We start from the raw sequence: 24,290 nt of genomic DNA on the forward strand, positions 1-24,290 counted from the left end.
CCATGCTCCCGAAGCTGGGAAAAACCTAAGCCAGCAACTCCGCCCCCCTTTGGGGGCCCCCGCCGCTCGGCGTCTGGGGCGGACGAGCCGGCGTATAAGCCGGATCCTGTCCCCGGTTCGCACCGGGTGGCGGCCATCCATCTGGACACACCGTCGCCGGGTGCCTCGAGCGGTCCACCCGCAGGCTCGGGCGAGCAGCCCTCGAACACCTGCGCAGCCGCATCGCACGCGATGCGACCTTCGACCTTGCTCCGGGCGGGGTTTACCGAGCCGCCCCGGTCACCCGGGGCGCTGGTGCGCTCTTACCGCACCGTTTCACCCTCACCACACGACCCCGAGAGGTCGTGGGCGGTCTGTTTTCTGTGGCACTGTCCCGCGGGTCGCCCCGGGTTGCCGTTAGCAACCGCCCTGCTCTGTGGAGTCCGGACTTTCCTCGGCGCCGGGCAGCGACACCGCAGTGCCCGTTCCCGTCGCCGCGGCCGCCCGGCCGACTCGTCCGCCAGCACAGGATACTCGGTAAGTTAATCGACCATGGAACGTGTCGAGGTCAGCTTCCCGTCGGGGGGAGAGCAGTGCGCCGCCTGGCTCTACCGTCCGGATGGCGTGCCCAAACCCCGCCCGCTCGTGGTGATGGGACACGGCCTGGGGGCCAACAGGGAAATGGGTTTGGATCGGTACGCGCGCAGGTTCGCGGCCGCGGGGATGGGGGTGCTGGTCTTCGACTATCGCCATTTCGGTGCCAGTGACGGCGCACCGCGCCAGCTGCTGCACATCGCCCGTCAGCGCGAGGACTGGCATGCGGCGATCGCCTACGCGCGCACCATCCGCGGGTTCGACGCCACCCGGATCGCGTTGTGGGGCACCTCTTTCGGTGGCGGGCACGTGCTGTCGGTGGCACCGGACGACGCCTATATCGCCGCGGTGGTGGCGCAGGTGCCGTTCACCAGCGGCTGGGCCTCGGCCATGGCGAAGGGCCCGACCAGCCTCACCAAGGTGGCCACCATCGCCGCCACCGATCTGCTGATCGGACCGATCCGGCGCAAGCCCGTTCCGGTGCGGCTGGCCGGGCGCAAGCGTGCCGCCGCGCTGATGTCGGCGCCCGACGTGCCGGAGGGTTTCGGCAGGCTGGCCGAGGAAAGCGAGAGCTATCAGCCGAAAGTAGCCGCGCGCGTGGCCTTCTCGGCCCTGTTCGACGCACCGGGGCGGCGCGCCAAGGCGCTGAAGATGCCGGTGCTCTACGCACTGTGCGACAACGATTCGGTGGCACCGGTCAAACCCGCGCTGCGCGCCGCCGAACGCACCAAGCACGCCATCGTGAAGCGCTACGACGCAGGGCATTTCGACATCTACTTCGATGACGTGTTCGAGCAGGCCGTGCACGACCAGACCGAATTCCTGGTCTCGGTGCTGCGCCCCTGAGCATGCCCTGGGCGGGGCCGGCTCGGCGCGGTAGGCCGGATCCGGACCCGGCCGGGGTCTCACGCCCGCCAGATGAGCTCAGCCCCGGCGCGCGACGACGGCGAAGTTCAACGGAATCCGCGGGTGGCCGGGGGCCGTCGTCCAGCCCTCGGCGCAGGGCTCGAGGGCCGGGAACGCCGGCCAGTCCATGTACGGGAGTTCGTGCAGGGCTTCGATTCTCAGGCCCGCCGCGAGCAGCGCGGTGACGACTTCGCTGAGGTCGTGGCGCCATTCGTGGTTGGTGGTGTGGGTGATCAAGCCCTCCGAATCCTCGGTGTAGGTGCCGGAATCTTCATAAGTCAGGACACCGCCGCCGGTGAGGTAATCGTCGGTGATGGTCCAGGGCTGGAAGTCCATGGCGCCGAGGATCGGGTGGTCGTCGCGGATGAGGAAGACACCGCCCGGTTCGAGCAGGTCATGGATGGAGCGGGCCCAATCGGTGAGATCCGGGAGCCAGACGATGGTTCCGGCGCTGGTGACGATCGTGTCGAAGCGGCGGTCGATCGCCGAGGAGGCGTAGCGGGCGTCGCCTTCGACCCAGGTGATGTCACGGCCGTCGGCGGCCGCGATCCGCGCCGCGTGGCGCAGCGAGTTCGGCGAGAGGTCGAGGCCGTGCACCTCGACCGCGCCGAGCCGTGCCCACGAGACGGTGTCGGTGCCGATATGGCATTGCAGATGCAGGAGGGATCGCCCGTGGATCCCGGTGTCCGGCAGGTGCGGCTCCAGCACCGACAGATCGTTGCGTACCACCTGGGAGATATCGGTGGGATCGGCCAGGAACGCGTCGACGTCGTACATCCGCGAACGCACGTGGACGTCGGCGCGGTCGTCCCAGTTCGCGCGGTTGGCGGCGATGGCTTCCATCTCGTTCACGGCAGGCCCTTTCGACGGTTCAATCCCCCGGCTGCTCTCGTGCGCCCCGACGAACCTTTGTACTGATGCCCGAAGCCGGCCGCCACCGGTTTTCCAGCGGGCACCGCGGACTCGCCGGATCCGCCCGCCGAGATCGCCACCGAGCGTGCGGCTCGCCCGTGTGCGGCGGTGTCCATCAGGCAGCGCCCGGCTCGGCGAATTCTTCGATCAGCACGGCATATTCGTCTCCACCGTGCCCGGCGGCGACCGATCGGTCGGCCATCGACTTGATCAATCTCGGCAGCTCGGCATTGATGCCGGCCGCCTCGCATTCCTCGATCAGATGCGCCATTGTCCGCACGTGGGTGTCGAGCGAGGCCACCTCGGTCGCGAACGAGCCTGCATCGATCTGCTCCGCGTGTCCGGGCAGCCAGCCGGCGACACTCGCGGCCATCTGCTGGGCGAACGGGGCGAAGGTGGCGGCGTCGACGCCGGCGGTGCGGAGCAGGGCCGTGCCCTGGAGCCAGGCGTTGAGGACGCCCCACATCATGGCCAGCCCCGCCACGTCGTACAGCGACGCCAAGCCGTGGTCGCCGCCGAGATAGGTGAGCGTGCCGAGCGCTTCCAGCGTCGAGCGATGCGCTTCGGCATGCGCCTGCACGCCGCTGAGCAGGATCACCGCCTCGTCGGTGCCGATCGCCTGTGGGATGGCCATGATGGCGCCGTCGAGGTAGTGGGCGCCGCGCTGCTCGGCCCAGCGGGCGGCTGCCCTGGCCTGGGCCGAGTCGCCGGAGGTCAGGTTGAGCAGGGTCGTGCCCGCGAGCTCCGCCCCGTCGAGCAGCTCGTAGACCGCCGGATAGTCGCTCACACAGATGATCGTCAGTGATCCGGCGGCGATCGCTTCGGCGGCCGTCGGAGCCTGCCGCGCGCCCTCGGCGACCAGCGGTTCGGCCGTGGCGGGCGTGCGGTTCCAGACGGTGGTCGGATGCCCGGCTTTCAGGAAGGCGCGTGCGAGTGCCCGGCCCATCAGGCCGAGTCCGAGAATGGACACGGATGTTTCGGTGTTGGTCATGGCAGCATGATCAACGTTCATACCGGTCTGAAGGTCAAGTGAGGTGTCGATGCTGATCGGGGAACTGAGCCGCCGCACGGGCGTCAACGCCCACCAGCTGCGCTACTACGAGGCGCAAGGCCTGCTCGAGGCCGACCGCAGCCCCAACGGCTATCGCGACTACCCCGAGGACGCCGTGCTTCGGGTGCGCCAGATCCGGCACCTGCTCGACGCCGGCCTGTCCAGCGACGACATCGCCTACCTGCTGCCCTGCGCCACCGGCGAAGCGCCCGACCTGCCCGGCTGCCCCGAACTGCTCGACGCGATGCGCTCGCGGATGAACCGGCTCGACGACCAGCTGGACAAACTGACCCGCTCCCGCGACGCCCTCGCCGAGTACATCGCGGCCGCCGAACGGACGGGCGGGGACAGTTACCCGCCGTTCGACGGATCCGGTCGCGCGCGCGTCACCGCATGAGCGGGCGGCGCACGACCCACTACCGGCCCACCGAATTCACGACGATGACCCGGCGACCGCTTCAACCGGGTGCGCGACAAGCGATTTCGGCCTGATGGACGCCCCCGCCGCCGGGACCGAGACGAGGCGCGGGCGGCCGTCGCGATGTGGACGGAACCGGTCAGCGACGACGTGCGCGCAACACCGTGTCCTCGAGCGTGACCTCCGAACCATTGGGGCCGATGGTCTGCCGGGAACGGCCTTCGGCTACCTGGACTTCCCACCGGCCGGGGTCCAGGCCCGCGGCGATGTCTTCGGCGGTGACGTGCACGTGTGCCGATGACGAGCCGTGCGCATGGCTGGACAGGTGGTCGCTCGGGGCGTGACCGACGATGAGCAGGGTTCCGCCGGGGGCGACGGCCGTGGCGAGGCGCTCGAACAACTCCTGCGGGGAGCCGGAGGTATGGACGTAGTGAGTGCACACCAGGTCGAATTGCGCAGCGGGAGGCACCCATTCGGTGAGGTCGGCCTGCTGCCAGCTGATGCGGGCGGCGATGTCGGCACCGGCGGCGTCGGCCCGTTCGCGGGCGTGCCGCAGGGCCGCATCGGAGATATCGACGGCCATCACCTGCCAGCCCTGAGCGGCCAGCCACAGTGCTTCGCCGCCCGTCCCGCAGCCGGCGTCGAGCGCCGTGCCCGGCGGTAGGTCACCCACCTCGGCGAGGAGGTGCGGGTTGGGTTCGCGGGCGGCGGAGTGGGCGCCGTGGTAACGCGTCTCCCAGAATTCCTTGCCGAATTCCTCTGTCATGCTGATCCTTTGGTCGCGGTCGTCGATCGGTGCCGGGCGGCGGGTCGCCGGCCCCGCCGCCCGGTCTCGCTTATCCGAGGGCGTGCTCCCCCACCGGCTGCTCGGCGACTGCGGGCTCGGACGCAGCCCTCTCGCGCAGCGCGGCGACCGCCTGCCGGGTCTCCTCCGCCACCAGGTCCGCGTTGATCTGCGCGCCGGCCATGGTCCCCGCGGCACCGGCAGCGCCCACCTGAGCCGACAGGTCGACCACATTGCCCGCTGCCCACACCCCGGGCACGTCGGTGCGGCCCGTCGGATCGGCGGCGATGTGCTCGCCCATGCCCATCGGGTGCTCCACCGGTGTCAGCCCGAGATCGGCCAGGAACCCGGCCCGCGCCACCATGCGCGACCCCACGGCCAGTGCGTCGCGGGCGACGACGGTGCCGTCGGCGAGACGCACACCCACCAGCCGGTCCGCGTCGATCTCCAGTCCTGCGACCGCACCGGTCACCACCCGAATTCCGCGTGCCGCGAGTTCCTCGGCCACCTCACCGGCCGGTTCTGGCGCGGTATGGGTGAAGAAGGTGACGTCGTCGCTCAGCTGCCGGAACAACATCGTCTGGTGCACCGACATCGGGCTGCTCGCCAGCACGCCGATGGCCTGGTCGCGTACCTCCCAGCCGTGGCAGTACGGGCAGTGCAGGACGTCGCGGCCCCAGCGTTCCCGTAGACCGGGAATGTCGGGCAGCACGTCGGTCAGGCCGGTCGCCACCAGCAGGCGGCGGGCGCGGGTCGATCGGCCGTCGGTCAGGGTGACGGCGAATCCGTCACCGTCGCGCGTGGCCGTGGCCACCTCCCCGGCGACGATCCGGCCGCCGTATCCGCGAAGCTCCGCGCGGCCTCGTTCGAGCAGTTCGCCGGGCGGCATTCCCTCGCGGCCGAGCAGGCCGTGCACGCCGTCCGCCGGTGCGTTGCGTGGGTCGCCCGCATCGATCACCACGACCGACCGCCTCGACCGCGCCAGCGTCACCGCACCGCTCAGCCCCGCGGCTCCGCCGCCCAGTACCACCACGTCATAGCTGTTTTTCAGCTCATCGGTCACTGTGACCACCTCCGCACACGATGATGCGAACAGTTGACGATCCTGGCAAGAAAATTTGCCAATGCGGCAAATTTTGGCGGGCGGAAGGGGGTATCACCCGCGAGCGCGCCAACCGCCAGTCGGCGGGACCAACACTGTCACACCAGGGCGGATTCGACGTGCCGACGCGCGGTGGCCCAGCGGGTGTTAGATGGCTGCGAAGCAGTTACTTCGAGGAAGGACGTCGTTCATGACCGAGAGGGTCGCAGTAGTGTCCGGTGCCGCGCGGGGAATCGGCGCGGCGATCGCCCGACGATTCGCCGCCGACGGCATGAAGGTCGGCGTGCTCGATCTGGACGAGAGCGCCTGCGCCGATACGGTCTCGGCGATCACCGAGGCCGGTGGACAGGCGGTGGCGCTCGGCGCCGATGTGAGCGACGAGGCGTCGGTGGCGGCGGCGGTCGAGCGGCTGGAAGGCGTGCTGGGCGCACCGACGGTGGTGGTCAACAACGCCGGCATCCTGCGCGACAACCTGCTGTTCAAGATGAGCGTCGACGATTGGGACGCGGTTATGAACGTGCATCTGCGTGGAGCGTTCCTGCTGACCAGGGCCGTGCAGAAGTACATGGTGGAGCAGAAGTTCGGCCGCATCATCAACATGTCGAGCACCTCGGCCCTCGGCAACCGCGGCCAGGCCAACTACTCCGCCGCCAAGGCGGGCATGCAGGGCTTCACCAAAACCCTCGCCTTCGAACTCGGCAAGTTCGGTGTCACCGCCAACGCCATCGCCCCCGGCTTCATCGTCACCGATATGACCGCCGCCACCGCGGCCCGCGTCGGCGCCTCCTTCGAGGACTTCCAGGCCGCCGCCGCCTCGCAGATCCCCGTGGCCCGCGTCGGCTACCCCGAAGACATCGCCCACACCGCGTCCTTCCTGGCCAGCGAGGGCGCAGGCTTCGTCTCCGGCCAGGTCATCTACGTTGCCGGCGGACCCAAGGACTGATCAATCCCCTTGCGGGCGAGCGCTATCCGGCGCACGATCGACCGATGATCGTGCGCCGGGTGCCGCCTGCGGAATGGGAAGTGGCGCGGGCCGTTCGCCTGGACGCGCTCGCGGGATCGCCGCCCGGCACGTTCAGTACGACGTTCGCCGAGGCATCGGCGTGGAACGAACAGCGTTGGCGTGAGTGGGCCCGCCCGCGGACGTTGTTCGTGGCCGAAGACGGCGGTGTTCCCATCGGGTCGGCTGCGGGCTTTCGTGCCGACGGGTCCGCCGAGCTGGTGTCGATGTGGGTGAATCCGGTCGCGCGCGGCAGCGGAATCTCCGACCGGCTGGTGCACGCGGTGATCGAGTGGGCTCGCGACAGCGGCCATTCGGAGCTGCGACTGTGGGTGCTCGACGGCAACCACCACGCGGAGAACCTGTACCGGCGTAACGGTTTTCACTACACCGGGCGCCGGCAGCCGTGCGGGCCGGAGGATCCGCGGCCGGAGAACGAGATGGTCCTTCGTCTGGCCACCTAGCGAGTAATGCCCAGGGCCCCGCTGGATCGCTGTGTTCACCGCGCGAATCGGGCGGCGGCCGACAAGACCGCTTCGCCCATGGCCGGGCTTCCGGTGTGCCCGGAATCGTCGATCACCTGGAGTTCGGCGTCGGGCCAGGCGTTGGCGAGGTCCCAGGCAGTGCGGAGCGGAGCGCTGAGGTCGAGTTTTCCGTGAATGAGGATGCCGGGGATGCCGGTCAGGCGGTGGGCGTCGTGGAGGAGCCGGCCGTCGGGCAGCCAGGCCGCGTGGGCGAAGTAGTGGGCGCAGATGCGGGTGAAGGTGAGCATGGCGGCTTCGGGTTTGGCGCTGTACTGGCCGGGCGAACCGGTGGTTTCGTGGGCGATGACGGCGTCTTCCCAGGCGCACCAGTTGCGGGCGGCGGCCACGCGGACCTGCGGGTCGGGGTGGTCGAACAACCGGCTGTAGGCGGCGACCAGATCGCCGTCACGGTCGCTGGCGGGCACACCCTCGCGGAACCGCTCCCATTCCTGCGGCAGCAGCAGCCCGACGCCCCGGTAGAGCCAGTCGATCTCCGCGCGCCGCGTCATCGTCACACCGACCAGCACGATCTCGGTCACCCGTTCCGGGTACCGCTGGGCATAGGCGAGGCTCAGCGTCGAACCCCACGATCCGCCGAACAGCATCCACCGCTCGATCCCCAGGTGGGTGCGCAATCGCTCCATATCGGCGATCAGATGTTCGGTGGTGTTCACCGCGAGGCGCACTCGCGGATCGGCCGCGTTGGGCAGGCTCCGCCCACATCCGCGCTGGTCGAAGCGCACGATGCGGTAGATCGCCGGATCGAAGGCGCTCCGACGCGAGCCGCCGCCACCCGCGCCGGGCCCACCGTGCACGACGACCACCGGCTTCCCGCGCGGATTACCACTGGTCTCCCAATACATCCGATTGCCGTCACCGACATCGAGCAGGCCGGACGCGTACGGCTCGAGCACGGGAAAGGCGTGCGGCTGCGACGGCGGTGAATCCACCCAGCGGACGCTAACACGATGTTTCCGCCACCTCACCCGTCCGCACTGGAAACGCGCAGGTTCGATAACGATCATCATGACGCCTTGATTTCCGCAGATGCGGGAATATGCTCCCAATCGTGTCGAATTTGCGGATCAGCGAGGCAGCAGCCCTGCTCGGTGTCAGTGATGACACCGTACGCCGGTGGGTGGACCATGGGCGGTTGCCGTCGATTCAGCTCGACAACGGACGCAAGGGCATCAGCGGGCGCGACCTGGCCGAATTCCTGCGCGCCGGCGCCGAGGCGCCCGAGCCGGGCACCACGGTCGCCGCCTCGGCCCGCAACCGCATGCGCGGCATCGTCACGCGCATCGTCAAGGACACCGTGATGGCGCAGGTGGAGATGCAGGCAGGTCCGTTCCGGCTGGTGTCGCTGGTCAGCCGGGAGTCGGTGGATGAACTCGGCCTCGAGGTGGGCAGCGTGGCCGTCGCCTCGGTGAAATCCACGCACGTCGTCGTCGAGATCCCGGAGAGCTGAACTCGTGCACCGCTATCGTCATGTCGCCGCGCTGTTCGTCGCGAGCACCTTCGCACTCACCGGTTGCGGGGATGGCGGCTCGGCCGCGCCCGGTGATGGTGAAATCAGCGGCAGGGTAACCGTTTTCGCTGCCGCCTCGCTCACCGAGACATTCACCGCGCTGGGTGCGCAGTTCGAGGCCGCGCATCCCGGCGTGGACGTCGTGTTCAGCTTCGGCGCGAGCTCCGAACTCGCCGAGCAGATCCGGCAGGGCGCGCCCGCGGACGTCTTCGCTTCGGCCGCCCCGAAGAACATGCAGCAGGTCGTCGATTCCGGCGACATCACCGGATCGCCGGTGACGTTCGTCCGCAACAGCCTCGAAATAGCGGTTCCCGCAGGCAATCCCGGCGCGATCACCGGTCTGTCCGATTTCGGCCGCGAGGAACCGGTCATCGCGCTGTGCGCCGAACAGGTACCGTGCGGGGCGGCGGCCACGAAGGTCTTCGAGTCCGCGCGGATCACCCCGAAACCCGACACCAGGGAACCCGACGTGAAGGCCGTGCTGAGCAAGGTGACGCTCGGCGAGGTCGATGCCGCGCTGGTGTATCGCACCGATGTGCGAGCGGCCGGCGACAAGGTCGACGGCATCGAGTTCGCGGAATCGGCGAGCGCGGTCAACGAGTATCCGATCGCGCCGGTCGCGCACGCGCCGAACGCACCGGCCGCCGCGGCATTCGTCGACTTCATCGGATCCGACGCGGCCCGCACGGTCTTCGCCGACGCGGGATTCGAGACGCCGTGACCCGGACCGTCGCACGACGGGTGCGGCGACGGCGGCCACCGATCTTGCTGGTGCCCGCCGTGATCGGGCTGCTGTTCCTGGTGGTTCCGCTGGTGGGCCTGGTGCTGCGAGCACCGTGGCGGACCCTGCCGGATCGGCTGTTCAGCGCGGAAATCGCGGAAGCGCTGCGGCTTTCGCTGGTGTGCGCGAGCCTGGCGACGATGATCTGCCTGCTGCTCGGCATCCCGCTGGCCTGGCTGCTCGCACGCGCCGACCTGCCCGGCCGCGGGCTGGTGCGGGCACTGGTGACGGTGCCGCTGGTCTTGCCGCCGGTGGTGGGCGGTGTGGCACTGCTGCTGGTGTTCGGGCGTCGCGGGCTGATCGGCCAATACCTGCACGAATGGTTCGGGGTGTCATTGCCGTTCACGACGGCCGGTGTGGTGGTCGCCGAAGCCTTTGTCGCGATGCCGTTTCTGGTGATCTCGGTCGAAGGCGCCTTGCGGGCGGCCGATCCGCGCTACGAGGAAGCCGCCGCCACACTCGGCGCCTCCCCCTGGTTGAGCTTCCGCCGCGTGACCCTGCCCTCGATCCTGCCCGGTGTGGTGGCCGGTGCGGTGCTCTGCTGGGCGCGCGCGCTCGGCGAATTCGGCGCCACCATCACCTTCGCGGGCAACTTCCCCGGCGAAACGACGACCATGCCGCTGGCCGTGTATCTGGCGCTGCAAACCGACCCGGACGCCGCCATCGTGCTGAGCCTGGTGTTGCTGGCGGTCTCGGTCGGAGTGCTCGCGGCGCTGCGGGAGCGGTGGACGCGGGGCATCGGATGACGCTCCAGGCGGATATCCGGATCACCCGCGGCGGCTTCGCACTCGGGCTGGCGCTGACGGTGCGGGCCGGCGAGGTGGTGGCATTGCTCGGGCCCAACGGTGCCGGGAAAACGACCGCGCTGCGAGCGTTGGCCGGGCTCACACCGCTCACCGACGGTGCGATCCGGCTCGATGAGCGCCTCTGGGACGCACCGCCGCACACGTTCACGCCGGCCGAGCACCGGCAGGTCGGAGTGGTGTTCCAGGACTACCTGCTCTTCGCGCATCTGAATGCGCTGGACAATGTCGCGTTCGGGCTGCGAGCGCGGGGGATGCGGCGGGCAGCGGCGCGGGCGCGGGCCGGGCACTGGCTGGAACGGGTGGGGCTGGGCGAGTATTCGCAGACGAAACCGCGCAGCTTGTCCGGCGGTCAGGCGCAGCGGGTGGCGCTGGCGCGGGCGCTGGCCACCGAGCCGAAACTCCTGCTGCTGGACGAGCCGCTGGCCGCGCTGGACGCGAGCACCAGGATCCGGGTGCGCAGCGACCTGGCCCACCATCTCGGCGACTATCCGGGCCACACGGTGCTGGTCACCCACGACCCGCTCGATGCGATGGTGCTCGCCGACCGGCTGGTCATCATGGAGGACGGCGCCGTCGTGCAGGAAGGTGCGCCCGCCGAGGTCGCCCGGCGCCCCCGCTCGGATTACGTCGCCAATCTGGTCGGTCTCAATCTCTTCCGCGGCACCGCGCGCGGCACGGTCGTCGACCTCGACCGCGGCGGCGAGCTGACGATCGCCGAACCGGCAACAGCTGCGGTACATCTGGCCTTCCCGCCGAGCGCCGTCAGCCTGCATCCGGAACGTCCTGCGGGCAGTCCGCGCAATACCTGGCCGGTGACCGTCGCCGGGGTCGAACAGCATGCGCACACGGTCCGGGTCCGGCTCGACGGCACTCCCCCGGCCCTGGCCGACGTCACCGCCGCCACCGTCGCCGAACTGCGCCTGCGCCCGGGAACCGAGCTGTGGGCCGCCCTCAAGGCCACCGAAATCCACACCTATCCGGCATAGGATCGCGCGCCGAGCGATGAGTTTCGCCGGCCCGCCTGGTCGTCACTACCAGGAACCCGACGAGAGGAAGGCCCGTGGACACCGCAATGACCTCGGAGAACACAGCAGCCAGAGCGCTGCCGGACACCGCACCGCAGACCGCGGGCGGGAAGGTGCTCTGGCACTTCAGCATGTCGCTGGACGGATTCGTCGCTGGACCGAACCATTCCATGGACTGGATGCGCGGAACCTCCCGACCCGGCCTCGTCGAGGAGTACGTCGAGACGACCGGCGCCGTGCTGGGCGGCCGCACCGGCTGGGACGCCTACCCCGACCCCACCGCCATCTACGGCGGCGCCTGGCAAGGACCGGTGTTCGTGCTGACCCACCACCCCGAAGACGCCACACCCGCCGCCGGCGTCACCTTCCTGAACTGCGATGTCGCCGAAGCGGTCCGGATCGGACTCGAGGCGGCCGCAGGCAAGAATCTCGAAGTCTTCTCGCCCACGATCGGCGCGCAGCTGCTCGAACGCGGACTCATCGACGAGATCGACCTGCACATCGCGCCGGTGCTGCTCGGGGACGGGATTCGCCTGTTCGACCATCCCGGCGGCACACCCATCCCGCTGGCCCTCGCCAACGGCGACGACCCCGACGCCGAGGTCAACCTCCGCTACCGCCCGATCAGCCCCGAGCTGACCTGAACCGCCACAGCCGCACAGCCGCACAGCCGCACAGCCGCACAGCCGCACAGCCGCACAGCCGCACAGCCGCACAGCCGCACAGCCGCACAGCCGCACAGCCGCACAGCCGCACAGCCGCACAGCCGCACAGCCGGGAGTGTGAGCACAGCGTCATTGCGGGGCAACTGCGCCGAAAATGGCGGGAAATCGGCGGCGGCGAGGATGGCTCGCATGATGTGGGTGAGCTCGGGTCCGAGGCCGGCCGGTGCGCGCGAGGCGGACCGGCGATGAGCGCGCCGACCGCCCGCGCGATGGTGGCGCACACCGGCCAGGCCGGATGCGGCGACACGGCCCGCACGGTCGAGGAGGCGCGGGCGCTGTTGCGTGCCCGGCTGGCTCCGATCGCGAGCACCGAACGCCCGCCGTCCGAGGCCTCCGGAGCGACGCTGGCCGAGCCGCTGACCACCGCGACCGCGCTGCCGCGGGTCGATACCGCCGCCATGGACGGTTACGCGGTCTGCGGGCCGGGACCGTGGGTGCTGCGCGGCGATACCCGGGTCGCGGGCGCCCACGGCGGCCGGGCGCTCGAACCCGGGCAGGCGGTCCGCATCGCGACGGGCGCGCCGACGCCGACCGGCACCACCGCTGTCGTCCGCGATGAATTCGTCTCCACCAGTATGTTGTCCGGCGACACCCTGCTGGCACGTCTCCCGGAGGCGCCGGTGCGCGACGACACCCGCCGCCGCGGGGAGAACTGGCATCCGGGCGCGCAGTTGGCCGCGGCGGGCACCCGCGTGTCCGCCGCGGTGGTGTCGGCGGCGGCGAGCGCCGAGGTGCCAAGCCTCTCCGTCCGTGGGCCGCTGCGGGCCGATGTGCTGATCACCGGCTCCGAGATCCGCGCGCAGGGCCCGCTGGCGCTCGGTCAGACGCGGGATTCGATCGGCCCGGTGCTGCCCACCTATCTGCGGGCCTGCGATATCGAGACCACTCATGTCTGGCGGCTCGACGACTGCCGGGAGCTGCTCGGCTCCTGGTTCGCGCTGCGTTCGGAGGCCGACCTGGTGGTGGTGGTCGGCGCCACCGGCCGCGGCGCGGCCGATCATCTGCGCGCCCTGCTCACCGAGCTGCGCGCCGACATCCTCATCGACGGCCTCGCGATCCGTCCGGGCGGCTCCCAGCTGGTCGCGCTGCTGCCCGACGGCCGCGTGTTGCTCGCACTACCCGGCAACCCGTTCGCCGCGATCGCCGCACTGCTGCTCACCGGCCCCGCCATCGTCGACGCCCGCACTGCCCGCATCCCGGCCGAACCGCTGCGCGGGCGGATGGCCGATTCCTCCGGCACCCACGACACCCTGACCCGCATCGTCCCGGTCTGCCAGCAGCCCGGCGGGGTCTGGCAGGCCACCGGCCCGGTGCACACCCCGCATCTGGCGAGCCTCATCACCGCGCGGGCGCTGGCCCTGCTGCCGCCCCGCTCGGGACGAGGCTCGCTGGTCGAGCTCGTGCCACTTCCCGGCTGAGCGGTCTACCGGCTCATCTCCACGATGCGGGCTGTACAGGAAGTCGTAAACGGCCGCTCCGGGTGCGCACGGCAGTCAACGTGCGCGCCGATACTGATCGACACGACGCAGACCGCGGTATTCGAGTCCCGCGAAGCACGCCACAACCACCGCACCGGCGAGCAGAAAACTCACCCCCGCGGCAGTCAGATCGATCAGCCCGGAAAACGCGAGCCCCGTCATCGCGACCGCCGACGCGCCGTTCACCGCCACCACCGTCGCCGCGTGCCGTGCCGAGATCACCGGATATCCGGCTATCAGCAACAGTGCGAGCCCACCGCCGACCATCGCCACTCCGAACGGGATCGACCAGCCCGTCGGCAAGCCGAGCGGATCCCGCAGCGGCACCGCGCCTGCCAGCAAGAACAGCCCGAAAACTCCGGTTCCCCATCCGTCCGCTCGTAACGCGAAGCGCAGCGGCTCTGCCGCGACGCGTTCGGCATCCTCTCGCAGCGCAGTGCTCATGATCGCCCTCTCTCTCGGTCCGGGCACCACTGTGCGGGCCGCGGGGTCATGGGCTCAATAACCTCTGAGGTCATGGCCGGCCGGTACGCCGTCACACGTCGAGCATGCCCTCGCTGAACTCCCGGTCCAGGTCCGGATCGGCCGACGACACCGCCGCGTCCAGCTGCATGCCGACCTCGGCCACATGCGGTTCGGTCATCATGTGCAGGTGATCGCCCGGCACCGCCACCACCTCGAATCGGCGGCCGGCGTACTGTTCCCAGCCGTTGTTCTCGCTGTCGAACATGGTGCCGATGGTCTGGTGGGCGATGTCGAAGCCGCGCGGGATGCCGTCGGTGGCCCGTAGCAGCGTGATATCGCGGTCGAAGACCGACAGCTGGTAGGTGATCAGCGCGGTGTAGTTGGCGTGGAACACCTCGTACAACCGTCGAATCGATTGCGCCGGACTGCCTTCGGGCAGGATCCCGGAGCGGATGGCCTCGGCGAGCATGGCGTCGAACAGTTCCGCCGAATCGTGCACATCCGGTTCGAACTCGCCGAGCGCGGTCTCATTGCCGCGGGCGTACCAGAGCAGTTCGAGGAAGAACCAGCGGATCAGTTTCTCCTCGGGGATGGGTTCGCGGGACTGCTGCCGCAGCGCCATCGTGTCGAGCAGGGTCACGCTGGCCACTTCGTGCTCGGGCAGCTTGCGCCCCATTTCCAGTGCGACATAACCGCCGAACGACCAGCCCGCCAGATGGTACGGACCCTCAGGATGCACTCGGCGGATCGCCGCGATGTAGGAATCGGCCATCGCAGCGACCGAGTTCAGCGGCGTGCTGCCGGTATCGGCGCCGGCCGCTTGCAACCCGTACACCGGACGATCCGGATCCAGATACTTGGCGACAGCGAGGTAGCACAGCACGTTGCCGCCAATCGGATGCACCAGGAACAGCGGCGGTTTGGTGCCTTCGGGCTGGATCGGCACCAGCGGATCGAAGCTCGGCCGGGTGTCACCCGCGCGGATCAGCTCGGCCAGCCCGGCCGCGGTCGGCGCGGCCACGAACGCGCTCATCGGCAGCTCGACGCCCCAACGGCGCGACAGCCCCATCACCACGCGCATGGCGCCGATGGAGGTGCCACCCATGGCGTAGAAGTCGTCATCGGGACCGATGGACGGCAGGCCGGCGTATTCGGCGAGCAGTTCCATGGCCGAGCGCTCGATATCGTCGACCGGCTCCCGATGCTGTTGCGCCTGTTCGGTGGTGCCCGTCACCGGCAGGGCGAGCAGTGCCCGGTCGTCACGTTTGCCGCTCGGTGTGCGCGGCATCGACTCCACCCACTGCCACCGCGACGGCACCATATGCGCGGGCAGCACCGACCGCAGTTCGGCCCGCAGCGCGGTGAGATCGGTGGTCCCGGCATCGCCGGCCAGGAACGCCACCAGCGCACCATCGATCCCGCCGAACCCGCGCGCCACCACGGCGGCCTCGCTGATGCCCGGGAACTGTTCGGCCAGGCCGAGGATGGTGAGCTCGACCTCGGCCGGTTCCACCCGGTAGCCACGGATCTTGACCTGGCTGTCGCTGCGGCCGAGGCAGACGATATCGCCCGAGGGCAGCCGCACGCCGAGATCGCCGGTGCGGTAGCGGATCTCACCGCCCGGGGCGGCGACGAACCGTTGCGCGGTCAAACCGGGCATGGCTTCGTAGCCGCGTGCCAGGGAGCGACCGCCGAGGTAGATCTCGCCGATCACGCCGTCGGGCACCACCCGTAACTGCCGGTCCAGGATCTCGGCGGTATCGCCGTCGACGGCGCGGCCGATGGGCGGCAGCACCGGGAACGAGCTCTCCGGGCCGGTGAGGGTGTAGGTGGTCGCCACATGGGTTTCGGTGGGGCCGTACTGGTTTTCCAGCAGCAGACCGGGCACCGACGCGCACAGCGCGCGGATCTCGTCGGTGATGCGCAACTGCTCACCCGAGGACGCCAGCACCTTCAACCCGGTCGGGTAGGTCTGGCGCACCGACGCCGCCTCGGCGAACGCCTGCAACGCCACATACGGCAGGAACACCCGCTCGATCTGCTCGTCGGCCACCGTGCTCAGCAGTTCGTCCATATCGGCACGCAGGTCGCGTTCGCTGACCCGCAGCGTCGAACCCGCCGCCAGGGTGGTGAAGATTTCCTGGAACGCGACGTCGAAGCTCAGCGGCGCCGCTTGCAGCGTGCTCGCGAGTCCGCTACCCGACTCCGCGCGCAGCTGCCAGTCGACCAGCGCGGTCAGGCCGCGATGCGGCATCGCCACGCCCTTGGGTTCGCCGGTCGAGCCGGAGGTGAACAGCACGTAGGCCGTGGTTTCCGGAGGCACCGGCCCGAAACGCGGCGCCGCCGGGTCCGACGGACCGGCCGGGGCGGTGAGTTCAGCGGTATCGAGCACCAGCGCCGGATCATCGACCAGGTCGAGGTGTCCGGCGTCGACAACCACGCGGTGCGGGCGGGCCCGCTCGATCATCAGGTTCAGCCGCGCCCTCGGATAACGCACGTCCAGCGGGACGCTCGCCGCGCCGATCCGGGCCACCGCCAGCACCAGCGCCACCAGCTCCGGGGTGCTGCGGCCGATGATGGCCACCTTCGACCCGGTGCGCACACCGTGCGCGAGCAGCCGGGCCGCGATGACGTCGCTGCGGGTCACCAGCTCGTCATAGGTCCAGGCGCAGTCGTCGGCGGCGACGGCGATATCGGACGGTCGCACGGCTGCGACCTCGGCGACCAGCGCACCGACGTCACGACTCGACACCCACTCGGCCCCCGGATCGATCGGGGCGTCCGGGTTGTCCACCAGAGCCGTCAACATCCGCAGCTCGGCGCGCGCGAACATCTCGCACTGCTCGGCGCCGACCGCGCCGTCACCGTCGACGCGCAACCACATCCGGCCGTCGCGTGGATCGGTGGCCGCGGTCACCAGCAGCTGGAAGTTGGTTTCCTCGCGAATGTCGATGTCGTCGAGCTCCACCCGGTCCGCGCCGAGAACGGCCTGGAATTGGTGGTAGTTGACGTAGTTGAACGCCGTCTCGAACACCGGTCCGCCGTGATCGGCCATGATCGAACGCAGCGGGTAGCGCCGATGCGGGTAGGCGGCGCGGTCGCGGCGCACCACCTGGTCGACGGCGTCGCGCCAGGTGGTCACGGTGGCGTCCAGCCGCATCGGCAGCGTGTTGAGGAACAGCCCGGCCAGGCTTTCGGCGCCCGCACGGTCGGGGCGGCCGTGGCTGATGACGCCGGTGGTCACATCGGCGCGCCCGGACAGCAGCCGCAGCGTCAGCAGATGCGCGGCCAGATACACCGCCTTCTCCGGGACCTGATGTCGCGCCGCGAAATCGGCGATCCGGGCACTGAGCCGCTGCGGTACCAACGCCCGCGCCTTCGCGGGGCCGGCGGATTGCGGCTGATGCGCCGCCAAGGCCGTCAGCGCGGTCGCCTCGGCACCGGCGAGTACTTCGCGCCAGTACGCCCGCGACGAAACACGTTGTGTGGCAGTGAGTTCGGCCTGCGCGTACTCGGCGAGCGTCGCCGCCGGGTGCGCGGTGTCGTCGATGCCGGTTTCCAGCACACCCAGCGCGTGCAGGTAGTCGCGCAGCAGCTCGAGCACCGAGGTCGCCACGCTCCAGCCGTCGAGGATGGCGTGGTGGAAGCTGAGCACCAGATCGACCGCCGCGGTGCCGGAGGACGTTTCGGGAGCGCGCAGGAAGACGCGCAGGGCGTGCAGCGGTGCCCGGTCGATGGAGTAGGCCGCGTGCCTGCGCTGCTGGATGTAGTCCTCGACCCGGCGCTCGGCTTCGGCCTCGGCGATGCCGGTCAGGTCCACGACCTCGTAATCGGCGGTGATCTCCGGATGCACGATCTGCAGCGGCACCGAGAACTTCGTCAGCTCGAAAGACGACCGCAGCGCGGGCTGGCGCCGCAGCAGCCGGTCGAAGGCGGTGCGGAATTGCCGTTCCTGCCACGGAATCCGCAGCCGATAGCGGAACACATCCTTGTAGGTCACCGAATCAGCGCGTTCCAGGCTGTGGAACAGCATGCCCAGCTGCAGGGCGGTGGCCGGGAAGGCGTCTTCGGCGCGGTGCAGTGCGGCATGATCGACCAGCGGCACCGTCGCCAGCCGTGCGGTGACCGGCTCCGGCGCCCGCTCGGCGCTGTCGGCGATCACCTCGGCCAGTTCGGCGATCGTGGGGCGCTGATAGAAGGTGTCGACATCGAAGCGGATACCGGCGCGTTCAGCGGCCGTGCGCACCGACAGCGCGAGGATCGAGTCTCCACCGTGGGTGAAGAAGTTGTCGTGCACGCCGATCGTGTCGACGCCCAGGACCGCCGACCACACCCGCACCAGCGCGGCCTCCACGTCGTTGCGCGGCTCACCCGAACCTGCGGCCGCCTCGGCAGGCTGCTGTTCGGCCGCGGCCTGCGCCAGTGCCCGGCGATCGAGTTTGCCGTTGCGGGTGACCGGGATCCGATCCACCCGCACCAGCCGGCTCGGCACCATGTATTTGGGTAGCCGCTCACCGAGCTCGGCGGCCAATCGGTCGCGCGCGGGCTCGGCCTCGGACTCGCCGACGTAATAGCCGACCAGGTACACCCCCTGCGCCGGTGACTTCTCGTCGACGACGGCCGCCGCGCGCACCCCGGCGCAGTCGAGCATCGCGTTCTGCACCTCGCCGAGGGTGACGCGGTTGCCGCGCACCTTCACCTGGTCGTCGAAGCGGCCCAGGTAATCGATCTGGCCGTCGGGCAGCCAGCGCACCAGGTCGCCGGTGCGGTAGCGGCGACGGCCCGCGACCGTGCGGTCGTGCACGAACGCCGCGGCGGTAAGGTCGTCGCGGCCGCGGTAGCCGCGCGCCACACCGACACCGGCGATATTCAGCTCACCGGGCACACCGGGCGGCAACCTGCGGCCGTGTTCGTCGAGCACCAGCAGGTCGATGTTCTCGATGGGACGGCCGATGGGCACCACGTCGAGCGCTTCGCCGTCGGGGCAGTCGAAGTAGGAGACGTCGACCGTCGCCTCCGTCGGCCCGTACAGATTCACCAGCTGCGGGGCGGTCACTCCGGCGGCGGCGAACACCGCCTGGAAACGGCGCACCAGCGCGGGCGGCAGCGCCTCGCCACTGCAGAACACCCGCCGCAGCGAGGCGATCCGCGCGACGGCGGCGTGATCGCTGTCGAGCTCGTCGACGAAGGCCGCGAGCATCGACGGCACGAAATGCAGCACCGTCACCGCGTCCTTCTCGATGGCGGCGATGATGCGGCGCGGATCGCGCTCCCCGCCGGCCTCGAGCAACGCCACCCGCGCGCCGGTGATCGACCACCAGAACAGCTCCCATACCGACACGTCGAAGGTGGCCGGCGTCTTCTGCAGGATGACGTCGGCAGCGCCCAGCGGGTAGCGCCGCTGCATCCAGGTCAACCGGTTGACCACCGAGCGGTGCTCGATCATCACGCCCTTGGGCTTGCCGGTCGAACCGGAGGTGTAGATGAGATAGGCGAGATCGGCCGGATGCGAACGGTTTTCGACGCTCACCGGATGCACCTCCCCCGGCTCGACCCGGACCACACCCAGCCGGTCGAAAACCTCCTGATGTTCGGGTCCGGCCACCACGAACCGCGCACCGCAATCGGCCAGCACGGTCTCGATGCGGGTGGCCGGGAACTCCGGATCCAGCGGCACATAGGCGCAGCCGGCCCGCAGGATGCCGTACATGGCGACCAGCATCCGCGGCGAGCGCGACAGGATCACCGGCACGCATTCGTTGCCGGTAGCGCCCAGTTCGAGCAGCTGATCGGCGAAAACATCGGCGCGCTCGGACAATTCGGCGTAGCCGAGGCGCTCGCCGTCGGCGGCGATGATCGCGGTACGCGCCGGGTGCGCCGCGGCCTGTTCGGCGAAGAGCCGGTCCAGCGTGGTGTACGGGAAGTCGGTGCGCGGACCGGCCTCGAACTCCGCGACCCGCTGCGCCGTCGCCGGCGACAGCAGCGGCAACGCCGATACCGGCTGCTCCGGGTCGGTGAGCGAGGCCTCGATCATGGTGGCGACGCTGTCGAGGGCGCTGCCGATCGGGTAGGTGTCGTCGAAGACATCCAGGTCGTAGATCAACTGCACGCTCAGCGAACCGTCACGCTGATGTTCGATGGCGACGATATTGAGCGCCTGTAGGCAGGATCCGGCATTGGGCAGCCGCAGCCGCGCCATGATCTGATCCAGATGGTCCGAGGCAGGCAACCGCATATACGAGTACGACACGTCGAACAGCGGTGGCGCGGACGGGTCTTCGGCGAGCGCGCGCATGAGATCGCCGTAGGCGAAGCGCTGATGCTTCTTCAACGCCTTGATCTGAGCGGCGACATCGGCGGCCACCTCGGCCAGCGTCCGCCGCTCGCCGACGCGCACCCGCACCGGCAGCATATTGGTGACATGTCCGCCCGCCGCCAGCGCGACGGGGGTGTCGCGGTTGAGCATCGGCACGCCGAGCATCACCTCATCGGTGCGGTGCACCGCGCACAGGTAGGCGCCCAGCGCGGCCGCGGTGTAGGCGAACGGCGAGGTGCCGGTGCCGCGCAGCCGATCCAGATAGGCCTTGTCCAAGCGCACCACCCGATGCCCGCGCGCGGCCGTCGGCGCGGACGTGCGGGTGAACAGCGCCGGAACAGCGTCACCGACGTGGTCGAGCAGCGCCTCGCGGTCGGCATTCCAGTCCGCTGAGAACCGGTACTGCTGCTCGGCGGTGAGCAACTCCCGATAGGAGGGCAGCGGCTCCGGCTCGGCGCTGTCGGGGCTCAGGAAGTCGTGGATCAGATGCGCCAGCAGCATGTTCAACGCCCAGCCGTCGGCATTGGCGTGCTGCACCCGGATGAAGATGTGGAAATCGGCCGGATCGTCGACCAATACCGCCACCGCCAGATTGGACGGCCCCTCGATGGGCTGGGCCGACATCCGGCGAATCCAGTCCGCGCACGCCTGCGCCGGATCGGGTTCAGCGGTGAAATCGACGTGCTCGAGCACGGGTTCGACCTCGGAAACCCACTGCCGGAACTCCCCGTCGACGAGTTCGAAACGCAGGCGCAACGCATCGTTGCGGCGCACCGCGCGATGCAGCACCTCCCGCATCCGCGCCACATCCAGCGGCCGGTCCACATCGCCCTTGACGGCCAACTGGGACACCGGTTCCGGTGCGAACCGGAAGGCGGCGGACAGCACGTCGCGCTGATAGGCGGTGACCGGCCAGCGGGCTAGGCCGGGCTCCTCCGCGTCCGCCGGTGTCGTCTCGGAATTCACGGTAGCTCCTCGTGCGGCCAGGTTCGGACCCGCTGCCGGCGTCGGCGGGTCACGGCGCTGTGATCACGCGGGGACGCCAGAGCAGTCGTCCGTATCGATCGAAGGTTGTGGCGATGACGGCCCGGGGACTGCCGGGCCGCCACGCGGTTGTCGGACGGTGAACGATCTGTCTCAGATCGCTGACAGCAGCGCCCGGATGCTCTCGTCGGCGAGCAGTTCGGCCCGTTCCGTCGACACCGCCGGTTCCACGTATCCGACGTTGAACGACAGCTGACCGTGGGTGGCATTGGCGGTCGCCATGATGAAACCGCTCACCGACATGCCGGAGACGAACTGCGCCTCCGACAGTCGCCAGGCACCGATCTTGTCCGGGACGTCGTACTGTCCCAGGTAGGTCATGCACAGGTGGCCTGGACCGCGGCTGTCCATCAGCTTCACCGTCGAAGCGCTGGCCGCCACCGACTTCGGGCCGACCGCCTGCAACAGATTCAGCGCCGACATGTGGTCGCGGCGCGCCATCCGTTCACGGTAGGCGCCGTCGATCTCCCCGGCCAGCTGCCACAGCGACACCCACGGCGCATAGTTCGCCATGGTGGCGATCATGCCCTGGTAGGAACCGACTTCGGCGTCGGAGACCACACCGTCGAGGTGCGAACGGAAGTTCACCGAGCTGCCCACCGTGTACGGCGCCGCACCCGTGGTGCCCGCCTCACGGGCGGCACCCACCAGCAGCGCCGCCGACAGCACCGACTGCAAGCTCACGCCGCGAGCCTCACATCCGGCCAGCAGCGCGTCGAGGCGGTCACCGTCGAGCTTGCGGTGCACCACGCGGCTGCGACGCTGCGCGGGCGGCACCAGGGTGGTCGGTTCCAGCCGCCGCGGTTTGCGCAACTGGGCCAGCTGGTCGCGCAGCTGCGCGCCGATCATCTTGCGAGTCCCGCTGCCGCCCCGGTACTTCGCCGGAAACAGCCGCTCCGGGCCCGGACGCACCGGGCTCACCGGCAGCTCGCCCGCTTCACCCGCGGCGACCTGCAGAATCTGCTTGGCCACCGCCATCGCCGATTCACCGTCGGCGATCGCGTAATGCAGGGTCACCACCAGGTCGGCGCTCTGGCCTGCCGGGTCGGTGATCAGCACCGCGCGGCCCAGCGGGCCCTGCTGCCAGTCGAACGGCTCACGCAGCTCGACCTCGTCCGTCTCGGACAGCCAGGCGTCGGGATCCGCGGATTCCACCACCCGCAGCGGCAGCGGACGATCGGTGGGCACGAACTTCGGTTCGGTGCCATCCGGATTCGCCGCGATCGCGACCCGCAGCAGCGGATGTCGGCGCTGCACTTCGTCCAGACCCGCGCGGATCTGCTCGGCGGTGACGGTGCCGTGCACCCGCACCCGGGACAGGATGTGCAGCGGCGCGAGCTGATCGGCGATCCAGTGCCAGCGCTCCATCGGGGAGAGCTCGCGCGGCAGGTCGACGCTCGGGCCGCCGAGTTCCGGAAAGCCCATGGGCTTGGCCAGGTTGTTCAGGAAGAACGCCTCCGGCGCGCGGCGGAAGTAGGCGTCGCGCACCGCGACGGCCTTGTCGTTGCCGGTCTGCTCGACCTTGGCCAGCTGAGCCGAGCCGTTGACGAACATGGCGCTGCGATCGGCGCGCAACTGCTCGTAGCGGCGCAGCCCGGCGATCGGATCGAGCGAGTTGGCCAGCGTGTGCGCGAGGACGACGGCGTCTTCGATGGCCGAGTTCGCGCCCTGTCCCAGACTGGGCAGCATCGGATGCGCGGCGTCACCGAGCAGGGTGACCCGGCCGCGGCCGAGTTCGGCCAGCGGCGGCCGGTCCTGCGCGGGCACGGCCAGCACATCCGACCATTCGGTCTGCTCGATGCAGGCGCGCACCTCCGGCGCCCATCCCGCGTACAGGCGCAGCAGGTCGTCCTTGGTGCCCTGCCAGTCGGCGGCCTCCTCGCCCGGCATGGTCATCGTGCCCCACCAGTACACCCGGCCGTGGCCGATGTCGTGGATGCCGAAACGCATTCCGGTGCCCCAGTAATGGGCCGAGGCGCCACGCGGAACCCGGGGATGCTCGAACGGGATACACGCCAGCCAACACACGAAATTGCCCGGTCGCGGCTCGGACCGGCCGTGCAGCTGGGCACGCACCATGGAGTGGATGCCGTCGGCGCCGACCAGCAGGTCACCCTCGGCTTCGCGGCCGTCGGCGAACTCGACCCGGACCCGATCACCGTCATCGATGAAACGCGTGGCCTGGGCCCCGGTGAAGGTCGGCGTGTCACCGATCGCGCGCACCAGCGCGGCATGCAGATCGGCGCGATGCAGCGCGACCGCGGGCGCGCCGAGCCCGGCGTCGAGCTTGTAGACGGGCAGCTCCCGGATCAGGGTGCCCTCCGGCTTGCGGAACTGGAAGGTCTCGACGCGGCCACCGCGTTCGAGGAGTTCGGCGTCGAGTCCGAGATCGAGGCTGCGCAGCGCGTTGATCCCGTTGGCCTGTACCGAAAGACCGAATCCCTGCGCCCGCAGCTCGGGCCCCGCCTCGTAGAGCTCGACCCCGAACCCGGCATGTCGCAATGCGGCGGCAGTGGTGAGTCCGCCGATCCCCGCCCCTAGTACAACTACCTTGATCGGACTGCTCATCGAACCTGCACTCTCGTAGACCACTAGGCAGCACAGCGCGGATTTCATCCCTCGAAACCGCTGGTGAGCAGCATTACTCGCCGATCGTCACCCCCGACAGCGCTGACCGGGAAACCAACACCCTTCCCCGATCAGACAGGCCGGACGGGACGCCTGTGCCTGACCGGTCCGAAGCGTACCGCGATCCTCTAAATTCGACCAATGCAACCGGTATTCGCTCACCAAGGTAATTGCCATGCGCAATTACGTTGGAGTTCGGCAGGATTCGCCGCGCACGCTGGGGA

The 24,290-nt window shown here is 69.8% G+C and carries 18 protein-coding genes and 1 other RNA gene; 10 read left to right on the plus strand and 9 right to left on the minus strand.

Annotated elements, in window-relative coordinates:
* Positions 1-79 precede the first annotated feature (79 nt).
* Positions 80-495: RNase P RNA component class A (gene rnpB / locus AC5W7N_RS23945), an RNA gene on the minus strand.
* A gap of 36 nt (positions 496-531) precedes the next feature.
* Here rnpB and AC5W7N_RS23950 point away from each other — a divergent pair.
* Positions 532-1,419 carry an alpha/beta hydrolase gene (locus tag AC5W7N_RS23950; RefSeq protein ID WP_163814190.1) on the plus strand — a complete coding sequence of 296 codons (888 nt, stop codon included), beginning with the start codon at positions 532-534 and terminating at the stop codon, positions 1,417-1,419.
* A gap of 78 nt (positions 1,420-1,497) precedes the next feature.
* Here AC5W7N_RS23950 and AC5W7N_RS23955 read toward each other — a convergent pair whose 3' ends face one another.
* Positions 1,498-2,322, minus strand: coding sequence for a class I SAM-dependent methyltransferase (locus AC5W7N_RS23955; protein ID WP_228816125.1), 825 nt, complete (start codon positions 2,320-2,322; stop codon positions 1,498-1,500).
* 184 nt (positions 2,323-2,506) lie between these two features.
* Entirely contained in the window at positions 2,507-3,382 is an 876-nt protein-coding gene (locus tag AC5W7N_RS23960; protein WP_163814188.1) for an NAD(P)-dependent oxidoreductase, read from the minus strand.
* Positions 3,383-3,431: 49 nt separating this feature from the next.
* On the opposite strand from AC5W7N_RS23960, the gene AC5W7N_RS23965 reads away from it, so the two are divergent.
* A complete protein-coding gene (locus tag AC5W7N_RS23965) occupies positions 3,432-3,839 on the plus strand; it encodes a MerR family transcriptional regulator (RefSeq protein ID WP_163814187.1) in 408 nt (135 codons plus the stop codon).
* A 160-nt stretch (positions 3,840-3,999) separates the two neighbouring features.
* On the opposite strand, the gene AC5W7N_RS23970 is transcribed toward AC5W7N_RS23965, so the two are convergent.
* Positions 4,000-4,626: a class I SAM-dependent methyltransferase gene (locus tag AC5W7N_RS23970; RefSeq protein ID WP_163814186.1), complete on the minus strand. Its 627-nt coding sequence runs from the start codon at positions 4,624-4,626 to the stop codon at positions 4,000-4,002.
* Between the two features lie 70 nt (positions 4,627-4,696).
* Positions 4,697-5,707 carry an NAD(P)/FAD-dependent oxidoreductase gene (locus tag AC5W7N_RS23975; protein WP_195021137.1) on the minus strand — a complete coding sequence of 337 codons (1,011 nt, stop codon included), beginning with the start codon at positions 5,705-5,707 and terminating at the stop codon, positions 4,697-4,699.
* Between the two features lie 229 nt (positions 5,708-5,936).
* Here AC5W7N_RS23975 and fabG point away from each other — a divergent pair, with 229 nt between their 5' ends.
* Positions 5,937-6,689 carry a 3-oxoacyl-ACP reductase FabG gene (gene fabG / locus AC5W7N_RS23980; RefSeq protein ID WP_163814184.1) on the plus strand — a complete coding sequence of 251 codons (753 nt, stop codon included), beginning with the start codon at positions 5,937-5,939 and terminating at the stop codon, positions 6,687-6,689.
* Between the two features lie 44 nt (positions 6,690-6,733).
* Positions 6,734-7,210 (plus strand): GNAT family N-acetyltransferase, encoded by a 477-nt coding sequence (locus AC5W7N_RS23985; RefSeq protein WP_195021138.1) that lies wholly within the window; start codon positions 6,734-6,736, stop codon positions 7,208-7,210.
* A 35-nt stretch (positions 7,211-7,245) separates the two neighbouring features.
* Here AC5W7N_RS23985 and pip read toward each other — a convergent pair whose 3' ends face one another.
* Positions 7,246-8,133: a prolyl aminopeptidase gene (gene pip, locus AC5W7N_RS23990; protein ID WP_228816127.1), complete on the minus strand. Its 888-nt coding sequence runs from the start codon at positions 8,131-8,133 to the stop codon at positions 7,246-7,248.
* Between the two features lie 206 nt (positions 8,134-8,339).
* On the opposite strand from pip, the gene AC5W7N_RS23995 reads away from it, so the two are divergent.
* From AC5W7N_RS23995 to AC5W7N_RS24020, 6 genes are all read left to right on the plus strand, one after another.
* Entirely contained in the window at positions 8,340-8,738 is a 399-nt protein-coding gene (locus AC5W7N_RS23995) for a TOBE domain-containing protein (protein ID WP_194989799.1), read from the plus strand.
* A 4-nt stretch (positions 8,739-8,742) separates the two neighbouring features.
* A complete protein-coding gene (gene modA, locus AC5W7N_RS24000; protein ID WP_195021140.1) occupies positions 8,743-9,519 on the plus strand; it encodes a molybdate ABC transporter substrate-binding protein in 777 nt (258 codons plus the stop codon).
* Positions 9,516-10,325: a molybdate ABC transporter permease subunit gene (modB, locus tag AC5W7N_RS24005; RefSeq protein WP_163814180.1), complete on the plus strand. Its 810-nt coding sequence runs from the start codon at positions 9,516-9,518 to the stop codon at positions 10,323-10,325. The genes modA and modB overlap by 4 nt, the downstream gene beginning before the upstream one ends.
* Complete coding sequence (locus tag AC5W7N_RS24010; RefSeq protein WP_195007258.1) at positions 10,322-11,371, plus strand: ABC transporter ATP-binding protein; 1,050 nt, start codon at positions 10,322-10,324, stop codon at positions 11,369-11,371. Before modB ends, AC5W7N_RS24010 begins: the two co-directional genes overlap by 4 nt.
* A 74-nt stretch (positions 11,372-11,445) precedes the next feature.
* The gene (locus tag AC5W7N_RS24015) at positions 11,446-12,054 is read left to right on the plus strand and encodes a dihydrofolate reductase family protein (protein WP_280213458.1); all 609 of its coding nucleotides are present in this window, start codon (positions 11,446-11,448) and stop codon (positions 12,052-12,054) included.
* A gap of 266 nt (positions 12,055-12,320) precedes the next feature.
* Positions 12,321-13,553 (plus strand): molybdopterin-binding protein, encoded by a 1,233-nt coding sequence (locus AC5W7N_RS24020; RefSeq protein WP_228821632.1) that lies wholly within the window; start codon positions 12,321-12,323, stop codon positions 13,551-13,553.
* A gap of 75 nt (positions 13,554-13,628) precedes the next feature.
* On the opposite strand, the gene AC5W7N_RS24025 is transcribed toward AC5W7N_RS24020, so the two are convergent.
* From AC5W7N_RS24025 to AC5W7N_RS24035, 3 genes are all read right to left on the minus strand, one after another.
* Positions 13,629-14,057 carry a hypothetical protein gene (locus AC5W7N_RS24025; protein ID WP_163814177.1) on the minus strand — a complete coding sequence of 143 codons (429 nt, stop codon included), beginning with the start codon at positions 14,055-14,057 and terminating at the stop codon, positions 13,629-13,631.
* Positions 14,058-14,148: 91 nt separating this feature from the next.
* The gene (locus tag AC5W7N_RS24030; RefSeq protein ID WP_195021144.1) at positions 14,149-21,360 is read right to left on the minus strand and encodes a non-ribosomal peptide synthetase; all 7,212 of its coding nucleotides are present in this window, start codon (positions 21,358-21,360) and stop codon (positions 14,149-14,151) included.
* A gap of 171 nt (positions 21,361-21,531) precedes the next feature.
* Entirely contained in the window at positions 21,532-24,006 is a 2,475-nt protein-coding gene (locus AC5W7N_RS24035) for an FAD-dependent monooxygenase (protein ID WP_495922224.1), read from the minus strand.
* Positions 24,007-24,290 lie beyond the last annotated feature (284 nt).

This window comes from Nocardia sp. CDC519, assembly GCF_059509835.1.